Here is a 26659-nt window from a genome sequence, read left to right on the forward strand (position 1 = left end):
TGTTTTAAGTTTGAGTATGTCCTGTGTCATCCCGCAAGGCATTGAGCTTGTTATATGGCTTGAAAAACCCGTTCGGTGTCATACCGTGGCTTGGCCACGGTATCCAGAAAACAACTGAAAATACTAATATTATTAGTATTTTTAACTGGATCCCGCGATCGAGTCGCGGGATGACAGAGAGGGAAGTGAACCATGCAACAAAACCTACGGCTGCTCGCAATGACGGGAGAATCTATCCCCACGCGGGCAATACCTTCAAAGGAATAGCATCAAGAACTCAATTTCTCCTTTAAAAGCTGATTCACAAGCGTCGGATTAGCCTTACCGCCGGTTTTTTTCATTACCTGCCCTACAAAGAAACCGAATAATTTATCCTTACCACTTCTATAACCCTCTACTGATTCAGGATTTTCAGCTATTACCTCGTCAATTACCGTGTTTAGCACGTTATTATCCGAAACTTGTACAAGTCCTTTTTCCTCTACTATTTTATCAGGTGCTTTACCGGTTTCAAACATAATTTCAAAAACGGTTTTTGCAATTTTACCGGAAATAGTATCATTTTCTATTAATTTTACCAGTTTTGCAAAGTTACTAGGAGTAATTTTGCATTCATTTATTCCTATCGATGCTTTATTTAATTGGCCGAACAACTCACTAGTTAGCCAATTAGTAAGCATTTTAGGGTTACATTCATTTGCTGCTTTCTCAAAATACTCAGCAACCGATTCATCGGCTACTATTACTTCGGCATCATATTTACTTAAGCCAAATTCCTTCGTATATTTTTCAATCTTTTGATCAGGTAGCTCAGGTAAATTTGCTTTTAGCTTGTTTATTAACTCATCAGAAATAACAAGCGGTAATAAATCGGGATCAGGAAAATATCTATAATCAAGTGCTTCTTCTTTTAAACGCATAGTTCTTGTTTCGCCGCTATCGGCATTAAATAAACGTGTTTCTTGCATTATTGCTTCACCGCTTTCAAGCAAGTCTACTTGTCTTTTAGCTTCAAATTCTATTGCTTTAATGATATTACGAATTGAATTAATATTTTTAATTTCGCATCTTGTGCCTAGTGGTTCGCCGCTACGTCTTACTGAAATATTAGCATCGCAACGCATCGAGCCTTTTTCCATATCACCGTCACAGCTGCCGATATAACGTAACAAATTTCTCAGCTTTTTTACAAATTCAGCCGCTTCTTCCGGTGATGATATATCAGGTTCTGTCACAATTTCCATAAGCCCAATACCGGCACGATTTAAATCGATAAAGCTGTAATGTGGTGATTGATCATGCATAGATTTACCCGCATCTTGCTCTAAATGCAAACGGTTAATACGAATAGTTTTAAGATCGCCGGTACTAGTCGCTATTTCCATAGTGCCGTTTTGTACTATAGGATAGTAAAATTGCGAAATTTGGTAACCTTGCGGCAGATCGGCATAAAAATAATTTTTACGATCAAATACCGAATATTTATTTATTTTAGCTTTAAGCCCAAGCCCTGTTTTAATTGCTTGGTGTACACAATGCTTATTTAATACCGGTAACATCCCGGGCATTGCTGCATCAACATAGGAAACCTGCGAATTTGGACTTGCTGCAAAAATAGTACTACTTCCTGAAAAAAGCTTAGATTTTGAGGAAATTTGAGCATGGATTTCAAGCCCTATTACATATTCCCATTTCCCCGTATTACCTTCAATATATGCCATAATTAAAAACCCTTTGGCTCAAATTTAATATGTTTTACACCTGACTCAATTGTCGATGCTACTTTCAAAACATTATATTCGTCTAATTGTTTACCTATAATCTGCATCCCAAGAGGTAAACCTCGTGCCGATAATCCGGCAGGAACCGATGCACAAGGTAAACCAGCTAAACTTGCAGGAATAGTAAATAAATCGTTTAAATACATAATAGTCGGATCATTTTGTTTTTCACCGATCTTAAAAGCTTCGGTCGGTGCTGCAGGTAACAAAATGGCGTCAACTTTTGCAAAAGCATTATTAAAATCGTTTGCAACTAAACGACGTACTTTTTGAGCTTTTAGATAATATGCATCCATACAACTAGATGAAAGCACATATGTTCCAATCATAATACGGCGTTTTACTTCCTCCCCAAATCCGGCTGATCTAGTCATTTCATACATTTCGTCAAGCGTCATATTTTCATGTTCTACCCGAAGACCGTATCTAACACCGTCATATCTAGATAAATTTGAAGAAGCTTCAGCCGGTGCTATTACGTAATAAACGGCAACACCATATTTAGCATGCGGCAAAGTAATATCAACTATTTCAGCACCGGCATTTTTAAGTAGCTCTATGGTATCCTGCCACATTTTCATAATATCAGGTTCAATAATACCACCTTCACCAAGGCTAAGAGGTACGCCTATCTTCATATTTTTCATAGAACTTCCGATAGCGGATTGTAGCTCTGGAATTTCTGCTTTAATCGAAGTAGAATCTTTTTCGTCAAACCCCATCATCGCTTCAAGCATGATGCTACTATCTAAAACGCTTCTAGTAAATATCCCTGCTTGATCAAGTGAGCTAGCAAACGATACCATTCCGTATCTTGAGCAACGACCATATGTCGGTTTAAACCCGACTAAACCCGTAAAACTTGCAGGTTGACGTACCGAACCGCCCGTATCGCTACCAAGAGCAGCAGATGCCATAAATCCGCTAACTGCCGCAACTGAACCGCCTGAAGAACCGCCTGGAACTAAATCAGCATTATCATCATTTGCTTTCCAAGGGCTAATTACATTTCCAAAACAACTAGTGATATTTGCTGAACCCATAGCAAACTCATCCATATTGGTTTTGCCGAGCATCACACCGCCCTTATCAAAAATATTTTGTGTAACACTTGATTCATAATTAGGTATAAAATTTTTCAGTATATTAGAACATGCCGTAGTTCTAATTCCTTTCGTGCAGAAAAGATCTTTAGCGGCAAACGGGATACCTTCAAGTGTTCTTGCTTTATTTTGAGCATAATTTTGATCGGCGGCTTCAGCCTGTTTTAAAGCTAAATCAAAAGTTTCGGTAACATAAGCATTTAGGTTTTTATGCTTTTCTATTTGTTTAATATGTGCATTAACTAATTCCTTACTTGTAAAATCTTTATTTTTTAGACCTTTTACATTTTCTGCTACTGTTAATTTGTTTAGTTCCGTCATAATTATTCAACAACCTTTGGAGTGATAAAATATTTTACTTCTTTAGCAAGCTGAGCACTATTTCCGCTTACATTATCAAATAATTTGTTTGATAAATCAGAACTCGTAACTTCATCCTCTCGCATTTTAGTATTCATATTAGAAACTGAAGTTAAAGGCTCTATATCTTTGCAATCTATTTCATTTAAAATATCAATCATATTCATAATAGTACTAAGCTGAGCAGAAAATTTTTCTACAGTATCTTCTTCAAATTTTAATCTAGCTAATTTTGCTATTTTTTGTGTTTCTTCTTTTGTTATCATAGTTTTATTATTTTGAGTGGTAATAGTATGATGTTATTCCAGTGAAAGCTTGCTTGCGTGGATCGATTTTTCCGTCATTGCGAGAAGAAACTGTAAGTTCCGACGAAGCAATCCAGTAAAAAATTCTGTAAATCAGAATTTTTTAATTATTTTTCTGGATTGCCACGTCGCTTCGCTCCTCGCAATGACGATTCAGTATCCACGCAACAAATCTAAAGCAGGAATGACATAGAAAGTCAAACAGTCATTATTTCTTGTTCTTTTTGTTTTATTACCGAGTCAACTTTACTACTATAATCATCGGTTAACTTTTGTACTTGTTCAGATAAGCTATGATGCTCATCTTTTGCGATAACGTTATCCTTTTCTAGCTTTTTAAGTTCTTCATTGCCGTCTCTTCTAATATTACGTAATGAAATTTTAGTATCTTCACCGTATTTATGAGCAAGCTTTACCAATTCTTTACGCCTTTCTTCGGTTAAAGCCGGTATAGGTAGTCTGATTAATTGACCGTCTGTTGCTGGAGTTAAGCCAAGATTTGCTATCGTAATTCCTTTCTCTACCGATGATACCATAGATTTATCCCAAACCTGTACGTTAATTGTTCGTGCATCAGGGGTGGATAGAGAAGCAACTTGTGAAAGCGGCATTTTACTTCCGTAAGCTTCTACGGTTACACTATCAAGCAAATTAACCGAAGCTCTACCCGTACGTAGCCCTTTAAGCTCATGATCTAAAACTTTGAGAGCTTTCTCCATCTTTTCTTGTAAGTTTTTCTTTAAATTCTCTTTACCCATCTTTCCATACTAATAATTATATTTTTATTTGGTATAAGCATTACCGGTGTAGTTCTATGTCATGCTAGTTCCTTGATCACGGCATCCAGTTTTTTACTTTTTTATGGATACCGCGGTCAAGCCACGGTATGACACTATACTACATTTCCTCAATTGTCGTATATTCCCCTTTATCTTGTATTACTCTAGCAAAATTTCCCTGTTCTTTTATCGAAAATACCCTTATAGGTAATTTATTTTCTCTTGCAACTGCAATAGCTGCCGTATCCATGACTTGCAGGTTGTTAGTTATAACATCTTTATAGCTGATAGTGAAATATTTTTTAGCATCCGGATTTTTTTTAGGGTCGGAATCATATACACCGTCAACCTGAGTTGCTTTTAATAAAATATCGCAATTCATTTCGATTGCACGAAGTACTGCAGCACTATCGGTTGTACAAAATGGGTTACCCGTGCCGCCGGCAAAAATTACTACACGCTTTTTTTCCATATGTCTTTTAGCTTTGCGGCGAATATAAGGCTCGCACACGCTCATCATAGGAATAGCCGATAGAACCCTTGTATAGATATTGAGGCTTTCCATAACGTTTTGCAGTGTTAAAGCATTAATTACCGTTGCGAGCATACCTATATAATCCGCTGAAGCTCGATCCATACCGACGAGTGCTGCATTAATCCCGCGGTAAATATTTCCACCGCCGACTACAATAGCGACTTCTACTCCTAAATCGATAACTTCTTTAATATCGCCGGCAATCTTTTTTATTACGTCATATTCATGCCCAAATTGCTTGTCTCCCATTAAAGCTTCCCCTGAAACTTTAAGTAAAACTTTTTTATACTTTAGAGCGTTTATATCTGATATCATTTTCTACTTCAAGTTGTTTTTAATATCTGCTTAATTTTTTTAATCATTATACCTCTTTGTAGGTCGGTAATCGATGATTTATTAAGTGCATGCACTAATAACATATTATTATTTATATCAAGTGTTACTGTACCTGGAGTTAGAGTAATCGAATTACCATACATTATTTCGCCTATTTCTTCTAGCCCTTCTGCGTCAACCCATTCAAAAATCGGTTCTATCCCTATCTTTCTTTGCCAAATTATTTTAATAACCGAGAAAGCTGATTTCCATATTTCTAATAATAACCAAGGAAAATATAATATAAATTTAATTTTAGTGAGCATTAACATTTTCGGTTAATTTGATATTTGAAGTAAAAGGTATTAGTAGCATTATAAATACAAATAACAGCCCTATCATATTAAATATATTATTTATTGCAATTACAAAAGCATCATTATTTAATTTGTTTGCTAATAACAAATATGATGCTTTTTCGGGATTCAAAACTTTTCCGCTTAATAATTCAGTGTAAGAATCTAGTTGTTCTAATGCCATTATAGAAGTAGACGAGATATTTTTCGATAAATATTGCATAAAGGTTTTAGTATCATTAGTAAGTATAGTACTGATTATTGCAAGCCCTACCGCTCCTCCTAAATTACGAGTAAGCTTATAAAGCCCGCTAGCGTTCCTACTCTTTCTTTTGGCATATTGCCAAGAGCTATATTATTAGTCGGTATAAAACAAAACATTAATGAAAGCCCTCTAACAAATTGAGGAAGCACAAATGCAGCAAATTTAGAGTCAGGCGTTAGAAAACTATTCAAATGACATCCAAGAGCAAACCCTCCAAGCCCTATAATAAGCATCAGGTGTAAATCTACTCCTAGCCCTAACATTCTACCGGCGAGTGGTGCAGATAAAAATTGTGCTCCGCCCGTCACCATCATAGTAGCCCCGATTTGTAATGTATCATATCCGGCAATAGTAAAGAGAAATAGCGGTAATATATATATTGCCCCGTATAATCCGATACCCATAACGAACGAATAAAGGCAACCAAAAATAAAGTCTTTATAAAGAAATGTTTTTAAGTCTAAAATTGGATTAATAAAGGTTAGTTCTCTAATGATTAATAAAATAAAACATAAAGCTACTGCAATACTTAAGAATAATATTAAATTATCCTCAAGCCAACCTTTTTTGTTTCCTTCTTCTAAAACATACTGTAATAAGCCGAGCGTTAAAGCAATTAATAATATACCAAGAAAATCAAAATTTTTCAGTAATTTATAATTTGGTTTATCAAAATCCCCATATAAAAAAACTACCGTGCATACGAAAATACCGGGTATGACGTTTAATAAAAACATAAAATGCCATGATAAAATCTCCGTAATATATCCACCGAGTGTAGGTCCTAAAGTAGGGGCAACAGTTACGACAAGTCCAATTAAGATAGTAACGGTAGGACGTTGCGATGCAGGAAAAATTATAAAAACGGTACTAAAGACCGTTGGTATCATAGCACCGCCAAAAAATCCTTGTAATGCTCTAAAGATAATCATGGATTCAATATTAGTTGCAAGCGAACATAATACGCTCATAACCGTAAGCTGCAATAAAATAAGAAATTCTAGTAGAAAACAACCTTGCTAAAAAGCCGGTAATAGGAATAATGATAACTTCAGCTATTAAGTACGATGTTTGAACCCAAGAAAGCTCATCGCTTGATGCAGCAAGACCGGCAGCTATTACGGATAATGAGCTAGCGACAATCTGAATATCAAGTACCGACATAAACATTCCGACAACCATACCAAAAAAAGCAAATAATTGCTTTTTAGAAAGAGCAGGCGGTTGCAAATTATCATTTGACATAATAAATTATACATTATACAGTTTAAATTAAATAAAGTTAATAAGTGACATAAAAATATATGTTTAAAATAAAAAATTGTTGTACAACTTTTAATTTTTAATTAAACTGTAGACAAGACATAATATATGGTAATCATTTTATTTATATTTAGTTTAGCAAATAATAAATATGTAATTGATTTATTAAAAAATATTTACTATAATTAATTTATTAATATGCAAAACCCAGCACAAAAAATTATATCTTTTTCAGAGCATAAATCTGATATAGAACGTATAAAGAAATCAATAGAAGAGGGGTGGGCAATAGTAAAGCTAGTACCTAATAAAGACCGTTTTATCGGACTTTTAGAAAAGATTTCGCATGTTGAAGATGAAACAATCTATATTCCTCCAAGAAAAAAGATAATAGTTAATTAACACGAATAGCGAATTATTACATAATCTGCTATTCGGCTTAAGAATGTTGAATATAAAAGGTGAAAATTTGCTTTCACTTTTTATATAAAGCTAAGTATGTATTATTTTTTAGCAAAAACTTATAATTCTTTACAAAGTATAATGGAATTGCCTAAAAAAGGTAGTTTTGTTTTACACCACTCTTAAAAAGACCTTATTGTCATTCCCGTGTAGCATTGGTGTTGTTGCATGGATCAATTCCACCCTGTCATCCTAGCTCATTTGTATTGGGATCCAGTTTAAAATACTAAAGGTGACCTTACAGTTAATACAGTTCATCAAAGTAGTTGCCGCAATCTTGCCGATATTATGGCTTAAAGAATTACGAGTTGCTGCATGTTGGCTGGTTATTGTTTTGCCGTTCAGCCTAACATTAGCTCGCTCAGCTAGCTTGGTGATAATATTAATTGCCTGCTCTTTAATATCACTAATGATTGGGTCTATCTTCGAGATCGCATCAATAGTTGTAACTGCTCGCTGCACACTGTAAAGTGCTGTACCAATAGGGTTAATGACTACATGCTGCACAAAATACTCCGCTAGATAGTTCGTTAAGTACCCTAGTATGCTTCGAGGTTTTGGTGATATTAAAGCATGTTTGCTGCATCGCTTTTAATAACAATTCCTGCTCTAAACGGCTGTAACTGCTTAAGAGTATACAGTTATAAGAATTTAGAACAGGGATATATTTTCACTAACTTGAATTACTTATCTTAGTTTATAACCATTTTTAGTATTTTCTGCTATAGCAAAATCGTCATAATCCTCATATTCATCTATATTAAATTGATTGAATTGAGCTAAACATTCACTGAACTCATTAGCTTTGTTATTTTGCTTCATTATCTCTACTAGTTCTGTTGCGTCATCGATAATCTTTTGCCACTGTGGGTGACCGTAATATTCTATATCTGGCTTTTCGCCTTCTATTTCTTCTGTTAAATCATAAAAGAAATGACTGAATTTATTTACTTTTTCTACTTCTTCTTGATTATACATAGTAAGACCAATTTTAATTTGTGATGTTTTGTCTAACATCATTAAAAAGCCTATCAATACAAAAGCATAATTCATCCCAAAAAGAATGCTTATATTTAGAATCTACCCATTTTGTTAACTGTAATTCTTTATTGGCTAACTCTTTAAAAGTAGCAAATATCTCCCATCTAAGTGCAGGAGATAAAAGCCACATCATTCTATGTTTCATAATATTTTTTTATTTTTTAGATTTAAAAAATTCTTCCCATTTTGTCCATTCCTCTAAATCAATGTGAGCATCTGGGTGATGACCAGTCTTATGACCATATTCTTTAGTAATATCAAACCTTTAACCGATACCATGCAATATAGCCATGTTCAATGATTTAAGGCTTGTATCTCTTTTAAGTAAGGTGATTTTGTTTTTTTCAAAAAAGGTATTACTTTTTCTCTTAGTTCAGGTATCATAATTGCTATATTAACTAAAAAAGAGTCTGTATAAATATGAACACAACTTTTATCTAGATTTATAAATTTTTTAATAAACGGTAATATAATATCAAAATCTATTTTTTTAAATCTGATTACTATATAACTAAGTCCTTGAAAAGCAGTTTTATATATTTGTTCATTTTCTTTTTTTTTCAAGAAAATACAGGCAGACCTCTAATGCTTCTTTGTAATTTAAAGAATTTTGACAGAAACTTAAAATAAACTCTACTTTTTCTTCTTCATTATTTAAGGAGAACATTAGTGTTTTATCTGTATATCTTTTTAAAGTTTTTCCAGTAAAAAAAATCAATTCCATTTTTAAAATATTCCAAATAAATCTTTCTTCTTAATCTTATTACATGGTAAGTAATTTGCTCTAAGGTATCTTTAGTTTCATATAATATTCTCTCACTTTTACTATTTAAGTTGTTAAACAAAATAGGTAATATTAATTTTTTTAATATTGCTAAACCTATAAGCTAAGATTCCTAAAGCTTGAAGTGCCGCAGCTTGTATTAATTCTTCAGGATTATTTAAATTTTTGATAATACAATTCATCGCATCATCATAATTTTCATAATGAGCTACATTTATAATATAACCCCGATTATGGATAAGGAATAGAGAGGAAGGAAGGTTGCAAGAGTTATTAAACCTTATATAAATAGGGCACTGAAGGAGTAAAATAAAGGTTTAATAACATGTGTAAATATACTACAATATTTTGTATAGTAGATAAATTTTGTAAAATTTATGAGAAATGGGTAAAACATCAATTGCTGAAAAGTAATAAGCAAAGATTTAGAGAAGGTAAGCTTTCCTTAAGTGAAGAACTCTCAATAATGATTTTTACCATTTTAGTGCATATAAACATTTAAAAGCTTATTACCAAAACTTTATTATTAATGGTAATTTGTTCAGGAATCCACCTTGTTATGAGAGATTTGTTCAGCTTATTCCTTCATTATTTCTGCCATTGATTGTGATGTTACATTACTTAAGTGGGAAAAGAACGGGAATTTATTATGCAGATTCCACACATTTTGCAGTATGTAAAAATATCAGAATTAATTCTAACAGAACTTTTAATAATCTTGCAAAAATGGGACGTAGTTCTGTCGATTGGTTTTTTGGATTCAAGCTTCATATGATAATCAATGATAAGGGAGAAATTATTGCTGTTAAAATTACCAAAGGTAATGTTGATGACAGAATTGCATTTGAAGCAATGGTTATCAAAAAAGGTCTAAAAGGTAAGTGTTATGATGATAAGGAGTTTATTTCAGAAAAAATGTTTACAAAACTTTATAAGCAAGGTTTAATTGTAAAAGTAAAGAATTGATCTGACAGTTAAGGATTGTTGGGTACGAAGAAAAAAGATAAGATAGTACCTGGCAAGTTTTAACAACCTACTAAAAAGGAGACTGTCAGATGACAACATATCAAGAAAAAATCATAAAGCCAAGAATCGGTTTATTAAAACTCGCTGAACAATTAGGGAATGTATCACAAGCTTGCAAAGTAATGGGTTATAGCAGGGATACATTTTATCGTTACAAAGAGCTCCATGATCAAGGTGGGGAGGGGGGAAGCTCTATATGAGATGACTAGACGTAAAGCTTGCATTAAGAATCGTGTGCCCGCAAATATAGAGGATGCTGTAGTTAATATAGCTGTTGAATTTCCAGCATTTGGTCAGGAACGTGCTGCTAATGAATTACGCAAGAGTGGGATAATCATTTCTGGTGGCGGAGTTAGATCTGTGTGGTTACGTCATGATTTAGAAAGTTTCAAAAAACGTCTAAAAGCTCTAGAGACTAAAGTAGCAAATGATGGTATTGTTTTAAGTGATAATCAACTTGCTGTTCTTGAAAAAGTTAAAAACCAACGTGAAGCTAGTGGTGAAATAGAAACTATGCACCCTGGCTACCTTGGTTCACAAGATACTTACTATGTTGGTAATATTAAAGGCATAGGCCGTATTTATCAGCAAACTTTTGTCGATACCTATTGAGGAGTAGCTATTTGTAAACTCTATACCGAAAAGACGGCTATTACAGCTGCAGACCACTTAAATGATAAGGTTATTCCATTCTTTGCAAACCATGATATCCCTCTGCTTAGAATATTAACTGATAGAGGTACGGAATATTGTGGAAAACCAGAAAACCATGCTTACCAACTATATCTTGGCATTGAGAATATCGATCATTCCAAAACTAAAGCATATAGTCCTCAAACCAACGGTATCTGTGAGCGTTTCCATAAAACTATGCAGGAAGAGTGCTATCACATTCTATTCCGCAAAAAATTTTATAATTCACTTGATGAATTGCAAACAGATATAGATAACTGGCTTGTGAGTTACAATAATGCAAGACCTCATTCCGGTAAACATTGCTTTGGTAAAACACCAATGCAATCTTTTACAGATTCACTTTATATTGCTAAAGATAAAAATATTGGTAATATTGGTAATATAGATAAAAATATTGGTAATATAGAGAGAATATCAGACAATTTGATGATTGCCCATCAAGCTGCCTGATTACTCAACTCTGTCAGATTAAGTCGTAACTTGTACATTTTAATATTACTCCTTTCATACATCGATCACCTATTAATTTCTTTACTTCTCTATTCTCTGCTCTTATTGCTTACCAACTTAAACCTAATAAACCATGTATTTCTTATCCATAATCGGGGTTACGTTAGTTTTGTTGCATGGCTCGGAAAGCGCACACAGCGTCATCATGTGGCTTGACCTGCGTTGTTGCATGGATCGTTTCATGTCATTCCCGCGTAGGCGGGAATCCAGTAAAACCTATAAAAACTTGTTTTTTTAGGTTTATTTTATCAAATGTGTAACTTCTATATCGATTTGAAGTTATTTTTCTGGATCCCCGCCTATGCGGGGATGACATCGAGTAGGTTTTTTGATCCATGCAACAACGCCGATTAAGTCGCAGGATGACAGAGGTATGAGCCACACAACAAGGTCTTTTACGTTTAACTAAAAGGAGCTTAAATATGTTAATAAATACTTCTAATAATCCGCTTATTACTACTATACATTTATTATCTTCTATAGGTGCTATAAATTGGGGCTTAGTCGGATTATTTAATTTAGTCACACTTTTATTTAGCTCATTTCCAATTATTGTTACCATACTTTATATAATTATAGGCTTTTGTGGTGTATATTCTTTCCTTTGTTTAGGTAAGCTATTTTGTAAACCCGGAATAGAAAAGGCGAAGTAAACGCCTTTTCGTCATGAGCTAACCAACTAAAGATCTTGTTGTATGACTCAAAAAACCCACTCGGTGTCATCCCGTGGCTTGACCACGGTATCCAGAAAATAACTAAAAATACTAATAATATTAGTATTTTTAACTAGACCTCGTGGTCAAACCACGGGGTAGACTGATCCACACCACAACCTCACCTGTGCTATAGCAGTTATTGCTGCTGTTTCAGCACGTAATATATTACTTCCTAAACTTATAGATTTTGTATTCTTATATGAGGCAAGAAGTTCCAGCTCATCATTAGTAAAGCCTCCCTCCGGTCCTACAATAATAGTTATACTCGATGAACTTGAAAAATTGGCTACGTCGTCTTTGTAAGTCCTCAGATGCTCACGTATTAGTATACGCTCCGCTCCTCGGCTTACAGACTCCTTGCTCTTTTCCAAGTTGTTCTTCGTATAACCCCTCTTCATTTCGCAAGAGTATATATTACTAAGTGATGATAAAATTCGTAATATAGAATTTTCTTCTTTTTCATGTTCATTAGCATATAACATCAAATTATTATTCTTTTTAAGATAATCTTGTATTGTGATAGCTTTTTCAATTATCGGGGGAGTAAGACGTTCTGATTGCTCTGTTGCCTCAATTACACATTTTGTTAAACGTTCGATATTTACCGATCTAAATTGACATCGCCTAGTAATTAACGGAATAATTTTAGTTATACCGAGTTGCGTAGCCATATTTATTGCAAGCATTAATTTATCTTGCTTTATTATAGATATAGCAATAATTAAAGTAGATTCTGTATAAGGCTTTTTTAACTGTTCTTTAAGCCTAACCGATAAGTTATGCTTACCTATATCGGTAATTTGTGCTAAAAATTCTCCATCCATACCGTTAAAGATACGCAAGCCATCATTTACTTTAAGACGTAGCACCGTTTTAACATAATGAACATGATCACCTGCTAATTCTATCTTGCTATTTTCAGCTAAACGACTATTAATATAAATACGATTATATTTCATATATTTAGTACTATGGACGATAAAAAAGATAATAATATATCAGAAGAAGAAAATTTGCCAAAAGAAAAAGAAATTGGTGGTGTTAAAGGTCTAGAACCGACAAGATACGGCGATTGGCAACATAAAGGTAAAGTCACGGATTTCTAATATTATGCCATCATTTGAGCAAATTAAGGTTTTACCTTACCAGCCGCAGAAATTGTTTGATTTGGTGTGGGATGTAGAGTCTTATCCTAAATTCTTGCCTTGGTGTGCCGCCGCTAGAATCATTTCAGAAAATAATCAAGAGGTTATTGCCGAATTAGTAATTCAGTTAAAAGGCTTTTCAGAAAAATATAACTCACGGGTTACAAGCGAAATAACAGATGATGGAATATATTTGATTAATACGGTAGCTATTTCAGGACCTTTTGAATATTTAAAAAGTACTTGGCAATTTGTTCCATGCACAGCAGAAACTGAATTAAAATTCTTTATTGATTTTAAAATGAAGTCCGTAATACTGGATAAATTAATCGGCACTTATTTTACCAAAGCAACAGAAAAAATGATTGTGGCTTTTGAAAAGAGAGCTAAAGAGGTTATTAAATAAAAAAGAGTAAGGTTATAATCTATAACCTTACTCTCTAGAAAATTTTGTATTTAGTTACTAGGCAATATCAGATATATATCCTTCATCTCCTAAGATTTGAGTTTGATCATCATTAGTTTGATCATCATTATGATTATTATAATCAAGGCTATAAAACTGCTCTTCTTGTTCTTCGCTAGTACTAGAAGTATGATAATTAAATAATGCTTCATAAGCTTCATTTATTTTAGCATATTTCTGTATTTCTTTTGAAAGTTCTACTTCTTTATTTTGCATAGCTTTCTCTGTACCATGCCATAACTTACTTGTCAAATTTGGCTTGTATTCTGCTAATTGCTTATTTTTGTAACTGTCTCTCTTTTCAACAGTTTCTAAACTTAAAGCTTTTTCAATATCTTCACTTGAATAGCCATTTTGTATTAGCTGCTGAATAATACAATTATGTAAAGAAAGAATACTAGTATCTAGAACTAATTTATTTGTATATTGTCCTTTCACGCCAGGTATTTCCTGATATAACGCACGATCTGTTGATTCTAATATTTCATAACCACCACTATGTTTGTAACCAACGCCGTCTTCCGTTAAACTTAAGGTTGGCACACGAGTTATTGCATTAGATATTATCTTACCGTTTATTCCTTCAATATATTTACCGGTAAATTTATCTATACCATTTTTATCTATAGCAGTACCGTATACAAAACTTCCTAACCCCGAAATAGCCAAATACTCTTCAACCTTAGTTGCTTCATGAGCTTTAGTAAAAAGCTTTATTTGTTCATTACTATCCATAATACCTTTTGCCCCATAACTAGTACCAAAAACAGCCCCTGTTATTAAAGGTATTTTGCTTAGCCAACTACTAGATGAAAAAAAACTACTTATTCCTGCAAGAAAACTTCCTGATGCTAATTTTGTATAAAAACTATAATCTGCTTTTGCTTTTTCTATTAAAGATAAGTAAGTAATAGGTTTATTACTTCCGAATAAATTACGTAATAATGTAAACATAGTTTATCTCCTTGTTTTAAGTTGCCATGTTTCATGGTTTTATATAACGCAAATGCACTATATAACAAAGGTAACCAAATGTCAACCTTTATTTAATAATTAAGTTAATTAATATTAATACTTGACATTTTTTAGAAAAAACCATATTTTATGGTAATACCAATAAAAAAGAGGTAGATATGTCTAAGCACAAAAATTCTAAACATATTAGCACTAAAAAACTTGCTTATATAGGGTTAGACCTCGCATATAAAACAGATGATTTAAATGTTTATAATCTAGAAGCATCAAAGGTCAATGAACAATTAACAGATAGCGGCTGGGAAATACTGACTGCTTCATGTGATCATGTCAGCACTGCTAAATATGGTTATAAAGCCGTCGCATTTATAAATAAAGAAACTAAAGAAGTTCATATTGCTAGTGCCGGCACAAAATTCAATATATATGATTTATTAGATGATGGGCTTATCACTCTTCACTATTTACCTACTAAACTAACTCCGCTTCAGGAATTTGTTAATGAAGTAATTAACAAATTAGGCGGCTTAAGTAAAGCCATAGAATATAGTTTTAATACTAGCGGTCATTCACTTGGAGCAATAATTGCAGATTTAACCTCAGTAGAAATACATTCTCGCAACTTACATTTTAATAAATCTACAACTTTTGACAGCCCTGGCTCAAAACCGATAATTGAAAGAGCCATAAAAAAAAATTTCTTTACCGGAAAAGTAACAACTCCAATAGAAGAGCTAGCTACCCATTCCAAGATATATAATGCAAAACATAATCTTATTAATATTACTAATAAGCATTTGGGAAAAACAACAATGGTACTTCCTGGTAAAAAAACAGAACTATCACAATCAGAAGAATGGGCATCATATTTATATAATTTTGCCAAACAAAAAGTTATAAAATACCTAGGAATTAATGGAATAGTTGAAGGCTTTGAGGAAATAATAGCCGGAATCAGTAAACATGGACTTGTTAATTTCTCTGATTTTAAACAGAATATTACTTTAACCGTAGATGATTGGGAAGCAGGAATACAAAAATATGCTAAAAATACTCTAAATTTAAAAAATAATTTATATAATAGAATAGTTAAAACTGAAACTGGAGCTAATTTAGTTGAGATGTATAATGATTTTCAAAGCTGCAGTCAAGAATACGCTCAAGAAGTCAAAACAACAGGAGATATAAGTAATTATCCTCTAGTATGTTAAATAGTATGTTAAATAAAAAAATAACAATTTATATAAAAGGCGGAAACCGCCTTTCGCCTTTCATATTGATTATTTCTTATTTAGAGCAACTAAATAGATTTCCGTAGATTCGCTGCGGCTGGATGAAGGTTTAAAATGTTTCACCGTTCTAAATTCACGCTTCACTTTATTTAATAATTCGTTTTCTGCACCGCCACGAAAAATTTTAGCAATAAAATGACCGGAGGGCTTTAGTACTTTTAAAGCAAATTCAAAAGCTTGCTCACATAAAAGTAAGGTTCTTATATGGTCTGTAGCTTTATGACCTATGGTATTTGATGCCATATCACTCATTACTATATCAGCTCTACCGTCTAAAGCCTGAATAATTAATTCTTCCGTATCTTCTTCAAAAAAGTCCTTTTGAAAAAATTCAACTCCTGCAATAGGTTCGATTTCTAATAAATCTATAGAGATTATTTTATTATTTAAGCTATTATCCGAAGCTTTAATAAGCTTGGAAGCTACTTGACTCCATCCCCCAGGAGCTGCCCCTAAATCAACAATTTTCATGTTAGGAGTAAAAAGTTTAAATTTTTCATGAATTTCAAATAGTTTATATGCAGCTCTCGACCTAAAGCCTTCAATGCGTGCTTTTGCAACATATGGATCGTTTAATTGGCGTTTTAACCAGTTATTAGAGGAAACGGTACGTTTTTTAGAACTCTTGACTCTAACGAATTTATTTCTATAACCGCTTAAATTATTTGTCATAAAATCTTTTATAATGAATAATAAGTAGACGAAGTTTAATTTGGAAAAGAGCAAGGAATCCACAAGACGAGGAACGGAGCGTATACTTAATACGTGAGTACCGGAGTACTTGTAGGATGACGTAGCCAATTTTTCAAATTAAACGAGTATACTCTTTTGCTATTTTATCTAATACAGAATTCACAAAACCGATCTCATGTTCATTTAACATGTCATTTGCTATATCCGTATATTCGTTGATTACTACTTTAGCAGACGTAGTAGGGCAAAATAATAGCTCACATATACCGGCACGCAATAAAGCTCGGAGTAAGATCGGCATATGTGCAGGATCTTTATCATTTGTTAAATGATTGTCTATAATTTCGTCTAGTTTATTAATATTTTCAAATACTGACTTTACCAGCATTTTAAAATGACTTATACTTAATGATATTTTTAAATTCTCCGGTAAATCTGTTATAGAATTATTATTTTGATAAAAAGAAAGTATATTTTGCATGATATCATCCATATCGTCGTTATTTTGCAATATGTTTTGATAAATAGCTTGCACTGCTGCAATACGTGCAATCGACTTTTTATTAATTTTATTTGAACTCATAGAGAAAAGAAATTTAAAATTTAATTTTCGTCATTGCGAGTGAGTATTACGTTCAGTGTCATACCGTGGCTTGACCACGGTATCCAGAAAAAAAATAAAAAAAGACTAGATCCCGCGATCAAGTCGCGGGATGACATTAAGAAACTCAAACCCTGCAACAATATCACTCACAATGACGAAATGATATCTGTAACCTTGCAATTTATACCTTAAAATAATTTATTAGTAAACTTATAAAATTTTTATGCTCTCTATAATCGGATTTATTATAACAATTAGTATCTTGGTATTTATCCATGAGTTTGGGCATTATTGCATTGCTAGATATTTTAATGTAAAAGTTGAGGAATTCTCGATAGGCTTCGGTAAAGAACTAATAGGTATTACCGACAAAAAAGGAGTTAGGTGGAAGATTTGTCTTATACCGCTTGGCGGCTATGTCAAGATTTACGGCTATGATCGCAGCCTTATGGATAAGACTGAAGAAATTAACGAAAAAGTAGCTTTTTATGCTAAATCTTGTTTAGAACGTTTTTTAATAGTTGCAGCAGGTCCGTTAATTAATTATTTACTTGCCGTAATAATATTTGCAGGTTTTTATTGTTACTTTGGAAAAACAGAGATTCCTCCTATAATAGGTGACGTAGTAGCTTCATCACCGGCAGAGAGAGCAGACTTAAGAGAAGGAGATAAAATTGTTAAGGTTAATGATAAATCTGTTAAAGATTTCGGGGACGTACAGAAAGAAATATTAATTAACGGCTTTAGTCCTTCTACTTTAACTATAGAAAGAAAAAATGAGGAATTTATCGTTAATATAATGCCTCAAGAAATAATTATATCGCCTCCCGAAGAAAAGAAAGTTAAGAAAACTCTTCGCATCGGTATTATAGCTAAAAATGAACCTATTCATACTAAAATAGGAATTTTAGGAGGATTTTGGGAAGCTATTAATACTACTATAGATATGTCTGCTTTAACTCTAAAAGCAATATCGCAAATGATTGTAGGGAAACGTTCATTCGATGAGATAGGAGGACCGGTAGCTATTGCTAAAGAGTCAGGAAAATCTATAGCGGGGGGAGGTCAAATGTATCTATTATTTATAGCAATGCTTTCCGTTAATTTAGGGTTACTTAACTTACTACCTATACCGGTGCTTGACGGCGGACATTTAGTATTTATATTATATGAAGCAATTACAAATAAATTACCGAATCCTAAGACTAAAAATATTTAGTTACAATTAGGTAGCAATAATCATAATTTTTCTTATTATAATTTCTGTTTCCAACGATATACAAAATTTGTTTTCCTAAATTATAGATTTGCTTGCTCTCGTTTATATTATCTACTATAGTGGAGTAAATTAATTACGTTTAAATGCATTAGTATAGGAGAGCTTTATCGTCATTGCGAGCAGCCGTATACCTTGTTGCATGGATCGTTTTATGTCATTCCCGCGTAGGCGGGAATCCAGTAAAACATATAAAAAACTTGTTTTTTATATGTTTATTTTATCAAATATGTAACTTCTATATCAACATTTGAAGTTATTTTTCTGGATCCCCGCATACGCGGGGATGACATCGAGTAGGTTTTTCGATCCATGCAACAACACCGCAGCTATAGACTGTGTGGCAATCCAGAAAAAATAATAAAAAAATTCTGTAAACCAGAATTTTTACTGGATTGCTTCGTCAATTGCTATGCAATTTCCTCGCAATGACGATGAATTTGTAACTAATGCATTAAACCATAGAATATTTAAATCTTAAAGAAGGTTTTAGGTGAAAATCAGATCAATTAGTAAGTTAACAATTTTATTATTAACGATTTTTTATTATCATATTTCATTAGCTGACTCTGTAATTCGTAAAATAACTATCGAAGGTAACCATAGGGTTGAGCGTTCTACTATTGATAGCTATTTAAAGCTTAAGGTAGGAGAAACATATAATAATTCTAAAGAAGATGAGGCAATAAAACGTTTATATGCCACCTCACTTTTTAGAAATATAAACATGCATATAACAAATGATGGTAATTTAATAGTAAACGTTACTGAAACGCCTTTTATAAGTAGCGTAGTATTTAGCGGTAATTCTAAAATCAAAACTAATATGCTCGCTAAAGAAATTTATACAATGTCAGGCGAATCTCTTAGCCAAGCTAAAATTGAATTAGATGTAAAGAAAATATTAGAAATTTATAAACGTAGCGGACGTTTTACTACCACGGTAACACCTAAAATTGAAAATTTAGAAAACAACAGAGTTAAGGTTATTTTTGATATAGCAGAAGGACCAAAAACCGTTATTAAATATATTTATTTTAGTGGTAATGAAAATTATAGTGATTCAGAACTTAAATCTATTGTTTTAACTAAAGAATCTCGTTGGTTTCGTTTTTTAGAAAGTAACGATACTTACGATCCTGATAGAGTGGAGTATGATAAAGAATTACTGAGAGAGTTTTATCAATCTGTAGGTTTTGCAGATTTTAGAGTAATTTCGGCATCGGCAGAACTCAATAATACTAAAGAATATTTCACCCTTACCTATTCCATTGAAGAGGGAGAAAAATATAGCTTCGGTAATATTACAATAGACAATAAATTAACTAATATAGATATAACACCGCTTAATAAAATTGTTAATATTAAGCAAGGCAAGGTTTTCAATATGAAAAAGGTTGATGATATAGCTGAAAAAATCGGAGAACATTTTACAGCGAACGGTTACCCTGCAGTAAATGTTTATCCGGATATAATGAAAAATGCTAATCATACTGCAGATATTAAATTTATTATTGAGAAAGCCGACAAAGTTTATATTAATAAAATTAATATTATTAATAACCTTAAAACCGAAGACCATGTTATAAGAAGAGAATTTAAAACAGAAGAAGGTGATATAATTAATCGTTCATATATTGAAAAAGGTGAGCGTAATCTTAGAAATTTAGATTATTTTGAGAAAGTAGCAATTAGCTTAGCTCCGACTAAAGCTAAAGATAAATATGATGTTAACGTTGAAGTTGATGAAAAATCTACTTCCTCTATAGGTTTTGATTTAGGATATAATACTGCCGGCGGTTTATTCGGACGTTTCTCTTTCTTAGAGCGTAATTTAGTCGGTACCGGGAAACTGCTTAATGCCGGTGTACAAGTAAGTAAAAACACTACAAGCTATTACGGTGGTATTACCGAACCGCACTTTTTAGATCGTGATTTATCACTTGGCGTAAACGCATTTAGAAACTATACCGGACGCGGTGCTAGTGTATTAAATACAACTGATCAAAGTTATAAGTTACACTCTATAGGAGTCAAAACTTCTCTTGGTTATGAAATTAAAGAGGATTTAGGTCACGAAATAGATTATTTAATCAAACGTGATATTTTAAGTGCTCCAACTCCATCAAGCTCAATATTCTTAAAGGAGCAAATGGGAAGATTCATTACTTCTGCTATAGGACATACTATTACTTATGACCAAACCGATAACAAAATTGTTCCAAAGAACGGTTATTTAGTAAGCGGCACACAAGAATTTGCCGGCGTTGGAGGTGATAACAAATATATAAAGCATGAAGTTGACGGTAAATATTATAAATCTTTCATACATAACAAGCTTACTTTAAAATTATCTGCTTCCGGAGGCGATATTGCAGGACTTGGAGGAAAAATTATTAGAATTTCCGATCGCTTTAATTTAGGTGATTATAGTTTAAGAGGCTTTGCAAGCGGTGGTGTAGGACCTCGTGAAAAGGTCACTAACGAAGGACTTGGCGGTGAGCGATATTACACATTCTCAACAGAGCTTAATTTCCCAACACCTGTACCTGAGGAATTTAATTTAACCGGTGCAGTCTTTATGGATTTAGGAAGCGTTTGGGGAGTAGGTCTAAATAAGAAACAATATCAAACTCCAAACGGTTTTTATAACGATAAATCGCTTAGAGCTTCCGTTGGTTTCGGCTTTATTTGGGTAACACGTTTTGCACCGATCAGAATGGATTGGGGTTTCCCGGTTAAGAAGAAGAAATATGATGATACGCAGCATTTCCATTTAAGATTTTCGACGCATTTATAAAGATGTTTCATTGTCACCCCGTGGTTGACCACGGGATCCAATTAAGGATGCTAGTCTTTTAGCATTTTAAATTTTTTATTGGATTGCCACGCTCCTTGTCAGTCGCTCGCAATGACGAAACATGTCTCGTAGGAATCCATATCTCAGCATAATATAATCATATTTCAGCCAATGTAGCTCAGCTGGTAGAGCGGCGTATTCGTAATGCGTAGGTCTGGGGTTCAAATCCCCACATTGGCACCATTTTCTAAATAAAACTATAGCCCTATTTTGTGATAGGCGTGGTAGATACCTGATATACTAATAATGTTTAGAAAAATGCATTCTATGTCATTCCTGTAAGACATTGTTGCGTGGATAGAAAAACACATTCGTGTCATACCGTGGCTTGACCACGGTATCCAGAAAAATAACTTAAAATAACCCCGATTATGGATAAGGAATAGAGAGGAAGGAAGGTTACAAGAGTTATTAAACCTTATATAAATAGGGCACTGAAGGAGTAAAATAAAGGTTTAATAACATGTGTAAATATACTACAATATTTTGTATAGTAGATAAATTTTGTAAAATTTATGAGAAATGGGTAAAACATCAATTGCTGAAAAGTAATAAGCAAAGATTTAGAGAAGGTAAGCTTTCCTTAAGTGAAGAACTCTCAATAATGATTTTTACCATTTTAGTGCATATAAACATTTAAAAGCTTATTACCAAAACTTTATTATTAATGGTAATTTGTTCAGGAATCCACCTTGTTATGAGAGATTTGTTCAGCTTATTCCTTCATTATTTCTGCCATTGATTGTGATGTTACATTACTTAAGTGGGAAAAGAACGGGAATTTATTATGCAGATTCCACACATTTTGCAGTATGTAAAAATATCAGAATTAATTCTAACAGAACTTTTAATAATCTTGCAAAAATGGGACGTAGTTCTGTCGATTGGTTTTTTGGATTCAAGCTTCATATGATAATCAATGATAAGGGAGAAATTATTGCTGTTAAAATTACCAAAGGTAATGTTGATGACAGAATTGCATTTGAAGCAATGGTTATCAAAAAGGTCTAAAAGGTAAGTGTTATGATGATAAGGGGTTTATTTCAGAAAAAATGTTTACAAAACTTTATAAGCAAGGTTTAATAAAAATTACCGGAATAAGAAAGGATATGAAAAACTATTTATTACCTCTTTTGGATAAAATCCTTTTAAGGAAGAGATTCATTATCGAAACCATTTTTGGCTACATAAAAGAGAATTTTAATATTACTCCTTCCAGACATCGATCACCTATTAATTTCTTTACTTCTCTATTCTCTGCTCTTATTGCTTACCAACTTAAACCTAATAAACCATGTATTTCTTATCCATAATCGGGGTTAGGTATGTATCCACGCAACAATGCTTTCTCGCTTTTGCAGGAATAACATAAAGAATATTTACCAATCCACACAAAAATGACCTAGTTGGCGAACTACTCTGAGCTATAAGAATTGTTAATTTATCACAATGGATTAGTTACTGAAGTTTTATATTTTCCATATCCCAGTCATGAGAAATAGTATTATACTTTAATATATAAGGCTTAGTATCTATAGAATCCAAAGTTACATCCGCAATTATATTATCATGTGACGAGATGAGTTCGTTATAACCAAAATTAGCATAGTAAGGTTGATAATTTTTAAATCTAACCGTTATAAATTTCTCTTTAGTAATAGCAGGTAAGAATTTCACCAAATCGTCAAGATTACTCAAAGCCAAATCTTTCATCTCAAAAATTTGCAATCTATAAACATTTTTATAATCTTTGGTAAAAAACGTCGGTATAGAGCTAAAGCTACTACCGGATTGAACGGAAGCTATACTTAGAGCTTTAAGCGGAATACCTGATTTATTACTAAAATAATCATCGGCTTCAAAAAATACTGCACCGCCAAAATTTATCATTTTAGCGATTTTATTATTGTTCACATCATATAAATCTACTGCTTGTTCTAGCTTTTTTCCGTCACGAAATATAGTAAGTTTAATAGCTATTCCTTTGAAATTATCCATTTCTCTATCAAATAATGCTAGATTACCGCCGAGTTCCTTATCATTAACTGCCCAAATAATATCACCGGCTTTTAAAGATTTTTCAGCAGGCGAACCGGCTAGAACTGCCTTAACGCTTATCACTCTATTTCTACTATCAGGAAATTTATTTATATATTTGTCCATTTCTTCTTTAGGGAAATTATGATGTCTAACTGCTTTATTTAAAGAATATAACTCGCTTATTATTCCTATATGTTTTCTGCTCGGTTGTTTATTATTCTTTAAACTGTCTAAAGTGCGAGCTACATAATCACCGTGCAGTGCTAGAGAATGAGTTTTACCCCCACCATATAATACTCCTATAGCCTCAATCTTATTGTTTAACACCGGTGAACCGCTAGCACCGCCGGTACTATTTAAATTAATAACATAAGTACATTGTGGCATTAAACCTTCAATATTATAAAGATCGGACAAATAACCGGTATGGAAAGAAAAACCTTTTGCTTCCGTGTTACCGACTACGAAAACCTTTTGATTTAATTTTGGAAGCTCGTTTGAGAAAGCTATTTGTGTTGCCGATGCCGGTATATCTTTGCTCTCTACTTTTAGAACGGCATAATCCTGCCAAATATCGTAATAGATAAGCTTTGCTTCTGCCTGCTCCCCATTATAAAAAGTAACAAAATAAGTTCCGATAGACGCACCGCCGACAACATGAGTATTAGTAATTATATAACCATTGTTCTTATCGTTAATAAATCCCGTTCCTGTCCAACTACTTGTATCATCATATGCCGATACGGCAATTCTAGTATCAATTGTTACGATTGCTTTCTTCGCTTTTTCAAATATAGCACTGCTTGTTTCAGAAGATGCAAAAACTATATTATTCTGGAAAACTAAATTAATAATAAATAAAAGTTTTAGTAAAATCGGTAGTTTTTTCATGTTCACCTCTTGTAAAATCATTTAAGCCGCACTATATCAAATAAAAAGTCATAGCACAATAATTAAAGGATTTGTAGTCTTTATGTCATTCCCGCCTACGCGGGAATGACATAAAGACTACAACACTAATAATAAACAAAAATAAAATAAAGAAAACGAGGAATCTTATGGAAAAAGTAATAGGTATCGACCTTGGAACTACCAACTCTTGTGTTGCAGTCATGGAAGGTAAAGAACCGAAAGTAATAGAAAATGCAGAAGGTGAGAGAACTACGCCGTCAATAATAGCTTTTGCAAACGGCGAAAAATTAGTTGGGCAATCAGCTAAGAGGCAAGCAGTAACTAACCCTCGCAATACAGTATATGCAGTAAAACGACTAATCGGTAGAAAGTTTGTTGACCCCATGGTTAAAAAAGACCAAGGTATTGTACCGTATAAAATAGTCAAGGCCGATAATAATGATGCATGGGTTGAAGCTGATAACAATAAATATTCACCAAGCCAAATTAGTGCATTCATTTTACAAAAAATGAAAGAAACTGCCGAGAGTTATTTAGGGGAAAAAGTAACACAAGCAGTAATTACTGTACCTGCTTATTTTGATGATGCACAGCGTCAAGCAACGAAAGATGCTGGTAAAATAGCAGGTCTTGAGGTCCTTAGAATAATCAACGAGCCGACTGCTGCAGCTCTTGCTTACGGTTTCGAGAAATCGGCAAGTAAAACTATTGCAGTATACGATCTTGGCGGCGGAACATTCGATGTTTCAATTCTTGAGATCGCTGATGGTGTTTTTGAAGTGAAATCAACAAACGGCGATACATTCCTTGGTGGTGAAGATTTCGATACAAGAATATTAAACCATTTAATAGATGTATTCAAAAAAGAAAACGGTATAGATTTAAGTAAAGATCCTTTAGCACTTCAGCGTTTGAAAGAAGCAGCAGAAAAAGCTAAGAAAGAGCTATCTTCTGCAGTAACTACCGATATTAATTTACCTTATATTACGGCTGATAGCACAGGACCGAAACATTTAAATATTAAATTTACTAGAGCAGAACTTGAAAAATTAGTAGATGATTTAATTGAGAAAACTATTGAGCCTTGCCGTAAAGCACTACAGGATGCAGGTTTTAAAGCTTCTGATATTCAAGAAGTAGTATTAGTCGGCGGTATGACTAGAATGCCGAAAGTACAAGAAGCCGTAAAAAAATTCTTCGGACGTGAGCCGCATAAAGGCGTAAATCCCGATGAGGTTGTAGCTCTCGGTGCTGCTATTCAAGGCGGAGTACTTAATAAAGAAGTAACGGATATATTATTATTAGACGTTACGCCTCTATCCCTTGGCATTGAAACTCTTGGTGGCGTATTTACAAGATTAATCGATCGTAATACTACTATACCTACTAAGAAAAGTCAGGTATTCTCAACTGCTGACGATAATCAGCATGCCGTAACTATTAGAGTATTCCAAGGTGAACGTGAAATGGCAAAAGATAATAAATTACTTGGTCAGTTTAATCTCGAAGGTATACCTCCTGCACCAAGAGGTTTACCGCAAATAGAAGTAACGTTTGACATTGATGCTAACGGAATAGTGCATGTTTCGGCTAAAGATAAAGCAAGTGGTAAAGAGCAGAAAGTAACTATTCAAGCTTCCGGCGGTCTTAGCGATGCGGAAATTGAACAAATGGTTAAAGATGCCGAGCAGAATGCCGATGAAGACAAAAAGCGTAAGGAACTTATTGAAGCAAAAAATGCTGCCGATAGTTTAGTTTATTCTACTGAAAAAACTCTTACAAAGTATGGCGATAAATTATCATCAGACGATAAAGGAGCTGTTGAAGAAGCACTAGCTACTTTAAAAGCCGTTCTTGAGTCAGAAGATGCTGCTTTGATTAAAGAAAAGACCGAAAGCTTAACTGCAGCTAGCATGAAAATCGGTGAAGCGATGTATAAAGCACAAAGCGAGAGCCAACCTGCTGAAGAAAGTGCCGCTAATGATGAAAAAATAGTAGATGCCGACTTTCAAGATGTAGAGAAGAAGTAATAATTGTCACCCCGTGGCTTGACCACGGGGTCCAGAAAACAACTTAAAGTGTACATTTTATGTTTTCAC

26 protein-coding genes, 1 tRNA gene and 5 pseudogenes are annotated in these 26659 nt (G+C 33.3%); 14 read left to right on the top strand and 18 right to left on the bottom strand.

All coding sequences use genetic code 11. The features are described from left to right. Positions 1-4 precede the first annotated feature (4 nt). The 8 genes and pseudogenes from RMONA_RS08085 to RMONA_RS02955 form a co-directional block, all read right to left on the bottom strand. Entirely contained in the window at positions 5-220 is a 216-nt protein-coding gene (locus RMONA_RS08085; RefSeq protein WP_410526365.1) for a hypothetical protein, read from the bottom strand. Positions 221-269: 49 nt separating this feature from the next. After that, a complete protein-coding gene (gene gatB / locus RMONA_RS02925) occupies positions 270-1721 on the bottom strand; it encodes an Asp-tRNA(Asn)/Glu-tRNA(Gln) amidotransferase subunit GatB (RefSeq protein WP_023507571.1) in 1452 nt (483 codons plus the stop codon). 2 nt (positions 1722-1723) lie between these two features. Further along, positions 1724-3205, bottom strand: coding sequence for an Asp-tRNA(Asn)/Glu-tRNA(Gln) amidotransferase subunit GatA (gene gatA, locus RMONA_RS02930; RefSeq protein WP_023507572.1), 1482 nt, complete (start codon positions 3203-3205; stop codon positions 1724-1726). Between the two features lie 2 nt (positions 3206-3207). Continuing rightward, positions 3208-3510: an Asp-tRNA(Asn)/Glu-tRNA(Gln) amidotransferase subunit GatC gene (gene gatC, locus RMONA_RS02935; RefSeq protein ID WP_023507573.1), complete on the bottom strand. Its 303-nt coding sequence runs from the start codon at positions 3508-3510 to the stop codon at positions 3208-3210. Between the two features lie 236 nt (positions 3511-3746). Continuing rightward, positions 3747-4307 (bottom strand): ribosome recycling factor, encoded by a 561-nt coding sequence (gene frr, locus RMONA_RS02940; RefSeq protein ID WP_023507574.1) that lies wholly within the window; start codon positions 4305-4307, stop codon positions 3747-3749. Positions 4308-4446: 139 nt separating this feature from the next. Then, positions 4447-5178 (bottom strand): UMP kinase, encoded by a 732-nt coding sequence (gene pyrH, locus RMONA_RS02945; RefSeq protein WP_023507575.1) that lies wholly within the window; start codon positions 5176-5178, stop codon positions 4447-4449. 8 nt (positions 5179-5186) lie between these two features. Then, positions 5187-5510 carry a monovalent cation/H+ antiporter subunit E gene (locus tag RMONA_RS02950; RefSeq protein WP_037231214.1) on the bottom strand — a complete coding sequence of 108 codons (324 nt, stop codon included), beginning with the start codon at positions 5508-5510 and terminating at the stop codon, positions 5187-5189. After that, a pseudogene (locus tag RMONA_RS02955) lies at positions 5494-7044 on the bottom strand (DHA2 family efflux MFS transporter permease subunit). Before RMONA_RS02955 ends, RMONA_RS02950 begins: the two are co-directional and overlap by 17 nt. Positions 7045-7260: 216 nt before the next feature. Here RMONA_RS02955 and RMONA_RS02965 point away from each other — a divergent pair. Beyond that, positions 7261-7464: a DUF2674 domain-containing protein gene (locus RMONA_RS02965; RefSeq protein WP_023507576.1), complete on the top strand. Its 204-nt coding sequence runs from the start codon at positions 7261-7263 to the stop codon at positions 7462-7464. 252 nt (positions 7465-7716) lie between these two features. Here the strand turns inward: RMONA_RS02965 and RMONA_RS02970 are convergent, their stop codons facing one another. The 5 genes from RMONA_RS02970 to RMONA_RS10875 all read right to left on the bottom strand — a co-directional run bounded on the left by RMONA_RS02970 (position 7717) and on the right by RMONA_RS10875 (position 9531). After that, complete coding sequence (locus tag RMONA_RS02970; protein ID WP_023507577.1) at positions 7717-8031, bottom strand: hypothetical protein; 315 nt, start codon at positions 8029-8031, stop codon at positions 7717-7719. A gap of 180 nt (positions 8032-8211) precedes the next feature. Continuing rightward, entirely contained in the window at positions 8212-8502 is a 291-nt protein-coding gene (locus RMONA_RS02975) for a hypothetical protein (RefSeq protein WP_157699820.1), read from the bottom strand. Positions 8503-8515: 13 nt separating this feature from the next. Then, positions 8516-8710, bottom strand: a complete 195-nt coding sequence (locus RMONA_RS02980; RefSeq protein ID WP_023507579.1) for a hypothetical protein — start codon at positions 8708-8710, stop codon at positions 8516-8518. Between the two features lie 149 nt (positions 8711-8859). Beyond that, positions 8860-9129, bottom strand: coding sequence for a hypothetical protein (locus RMONA_RS07315; RefSeq protein ID WP_023507580.1), 270 nt, complete (start codon positions 9127-9129; stop codon positions 8860-8862). 273 nt (positions 9130-9402) lie between these two features. Beyond that, on the bottom strand, positions 9403-9531 hold the full coding sequence (locus tag RMONA_RS10875) for a hypothetical protein (RefSeq protein ID WP_023507582.1): 129 nt from the start codon (positions 9529-9531) through the stop codon (positions 9403-9405). Between the two features lie 427 nt (positions 9532-9958). Between RMONA_RS10875 and RMONA_RS02990 the strand changes: the two genes are divergently transcribed. The 4 genes and pseudogenes from RMONA_RS02990 to RMONA_RS10215 form a co-directional block, all read left to right on the top strand. Then, complete coding sequence (locus RMONA_RS02990; protein ID WP_052701310.1) at positions 9959-10315, top strand: transposase; 357 nt, start codon at positions 9959-9961, stop codon at positions 10313-10315. A gap of 89 nt (positions 10316-10404) precedes the next feature. Next, positions 10405-11521: pseudogene (locus tag RMONA_RS02995) on the top strand (IS481 family transposase). 482 nt (positions 11522-12003) lie between these two features. Next, complete coding sequence (locus tag RMONA_RS03000; protein WP_008581250.1) at positions 12004-12234, top strand: DUF378 domain-containing protein; 231 nt, start codon at positions 12004-12006, stop codon at positions 12232-12234. Between the two features lie 38 nt (positions 12235-12272). Beyond that, positions 12273-12368 (top strand): annotated as a pseudogene (locus RMONA_RS10215) (permease); the annotation flags it as partial. Positions 12369-12380: 12 nt separating this feature from the next. On the opposite strand, the gene RMONA_RS03005 reads toward RMONA_RS10215, so the two are convergent. Next, positions 12381-13256 carry a 16S rRNA (uracil(1498)-N(3))-methyltransferase gene (locus RMONA_RS03005; RefSeq protein WP_023507584.1) on the bottom strand — a complete coding sequence of 292 codons (876 nt, stop codon included), beginning with the start codon at positions 13254-13256 and terminating at the stop codon, positions 12381-12383. Between the two features lie 21 nt (positions 13257-13277). Here RMONA_RS03005 and RMONA_RS08100 point away from each other — a divergent pair. Together RMONA_RS08100 and RMONA_RS03010 are read left to right on the top strand one after the other, a co-directional pair. Beyond that, positions 13278-13403, top strand: a pseudogene (locus tag RMONA_RS08100) (DUF1674 domain-containing protein); the annotation flags it as partial. Between the two features lie 4 nt (positions 13404-13407). Next, a complete protein-coding gene (locus RMONA_RS03010) occupies positions 13408-13848 on the top strand; it encodes a type II toxin-antitoxin system RatA family toxin (protein WP_023507586.1) in 441 nt (146 codons plus the stop codon). 57 nt (positions 13849-13905) lie between these two features. Here RMONA_RS03010 and RMONA_RS03015 read toward each other — a convergent pair whose 3' ends face one another. Then, a complete protein-coding gene (locus tag RMONA_RS03015) occupies positions 13906-14862 on the bottom strand; it encodes a hypothetical protein (RefSeq protein ID WP_023507587.1) in 957 nt (318 codons plus the stop codon). Positions 14863-15041: 179 nt separating this feature from the next. On the opposite strand from RMONA_RS03015, the gene RMONA_RS03020 reads away from it, so the two are divergent. Further along, positions 15042-16094 carry a hypothetical protein gene (locus RMONA_RS03020; RefSeq protein ID WP_023507588.1) on the top strand — a complete coding sequence of 351 codons (1053 nt, stop codon included), beginning with the start codon at positions 15042-15044 and terminating at the stop codon, positions 16092-16094. A 69-nt stretch (positions 16095-16163) separates the two neighbouring features. Here RMONA_RS03020 and RMONA_RS03025 read toward each other — a convergent pair whose 3' ends face one another. Both RMONA_RS03025 and nusB read right to left on the bottom strand, forming a co-directional pair. Continuing rightward, positions 16164-16847 carry an RlmE family RNA methyltransferase gene (locus RMONA_RS03025; protein WP_023507589.1) on the bottom strand — a complete coding sequence of 228 codons (684 nt, stop codon included), beginning with the start codon at positions 16845-16847 and terminating at the stop codon, positions 16164-16166. 133 nt (positions 16848-16980) lie between these two features. Continuing rightward, positions 16981-17451: a transcription antitermination factor NusB gene (gene nusB / locus RMONA_RS03030; RefSeq protein WP_023507590.1), complete on the bottom strand. Its 471-nt coding sequence runs from the start codon at positions 17449-17451 to the stop codon at positions 16981-16983. Positions 17452-17695: 244 nt separating this feature from the next. On the opposite strand from nusB, the pseudogene rseP reads away from it, so the two are divergent. From rseP to RMONA_RS08115, 5 genes and pseudogenes are all read left to right on the top strand, one after another. Beyond that, positions 17696-18770 (top strand): annotated as a pseudogene (gene rseP / locus RMONA_RS03035) (RIP metalloprotease RseP). 471 nt (positions 18771-19241) lie between these two features. Next, positions 19242-21548 carry an outer membrane protein assembly factor BamA gene (gene bamA, locus RMONA_RS03040; protein WP_023507592.1) on the top strand — a complete coding sequence of 769 codons (2307 nt, stop codon included), beginning with the start codon at positions 19242-19244 and terminating at the stop codon, positions 21546-21548. Positions 21549-21715: 167 nt separating this feature from the next. Continuing rightward, positions 21716-21791 (top strand) — tRNA-Thr (locus RMONA_RS03045). 564 nt (positions 21792-22355) lie between these two features. Next, a complete protein-coding gene (locus RMONA_RS08110) occupies positions 22356-22619 on the top strand; it encodes a transposase (RefSeq protein ID WP_023507103.1) in 264 nt (87 codons plus the stop codon). Between the two features lie 41 nt (positions 22620-22660). Further along, the gene (locus tag RMONA_RS08115) at positions 22661-22921 is read left to right on the top strand and encodes a transposase (protein WP_023507102.1); all 261 of its coding nucleotides are present in this window, start codon (positions 22661-22663) and stop codon (positions 22919-22921) included. Between the two features lie 145 nt (positions 22922-23066). Here the strand turns inward: RMONA_RS08115 and RMONA_RS03060 are convergent, their stop codons facing one another. Further along, complete coding sequence (locus RMONA_RS03060; protein ID WP_037231227.1) at positions 23067-24560, bottom strand: S1C family serine protease; 1494 nt, start codon at positions 24558-24560, stop codon at positions 23067-23069. Between the two features lie 146 nt (positions 24561-24706). Between RMONA_RS03060 and dnaK the strand changes: the two genes are divergently transcribed. Beyond that, positions 24707-26590 carry a molecular chaperone DnaK gene (gene dnaK, locus RMONA_RS03065; protein WP_023507595.1) on the top strand — a complete coding sequence of 628 codons (1884 nt, stop codon included), beginning with the start codon at positions 24707-24709 and terminating at the stop codon, positions 26588-26590. The last annotated feature ends 69 nt before the right edge of the window (positions 26591-26659 follow it).

This window comes from Rickettsia monacensis, assembly GCF_000499665.2.
GTDB lineage: Bacteria > Pseudomonadota > Alphaproteobacteria > Rickettsiales > Rickettsiaceae > Rickettsia > Rickettsia tamurae.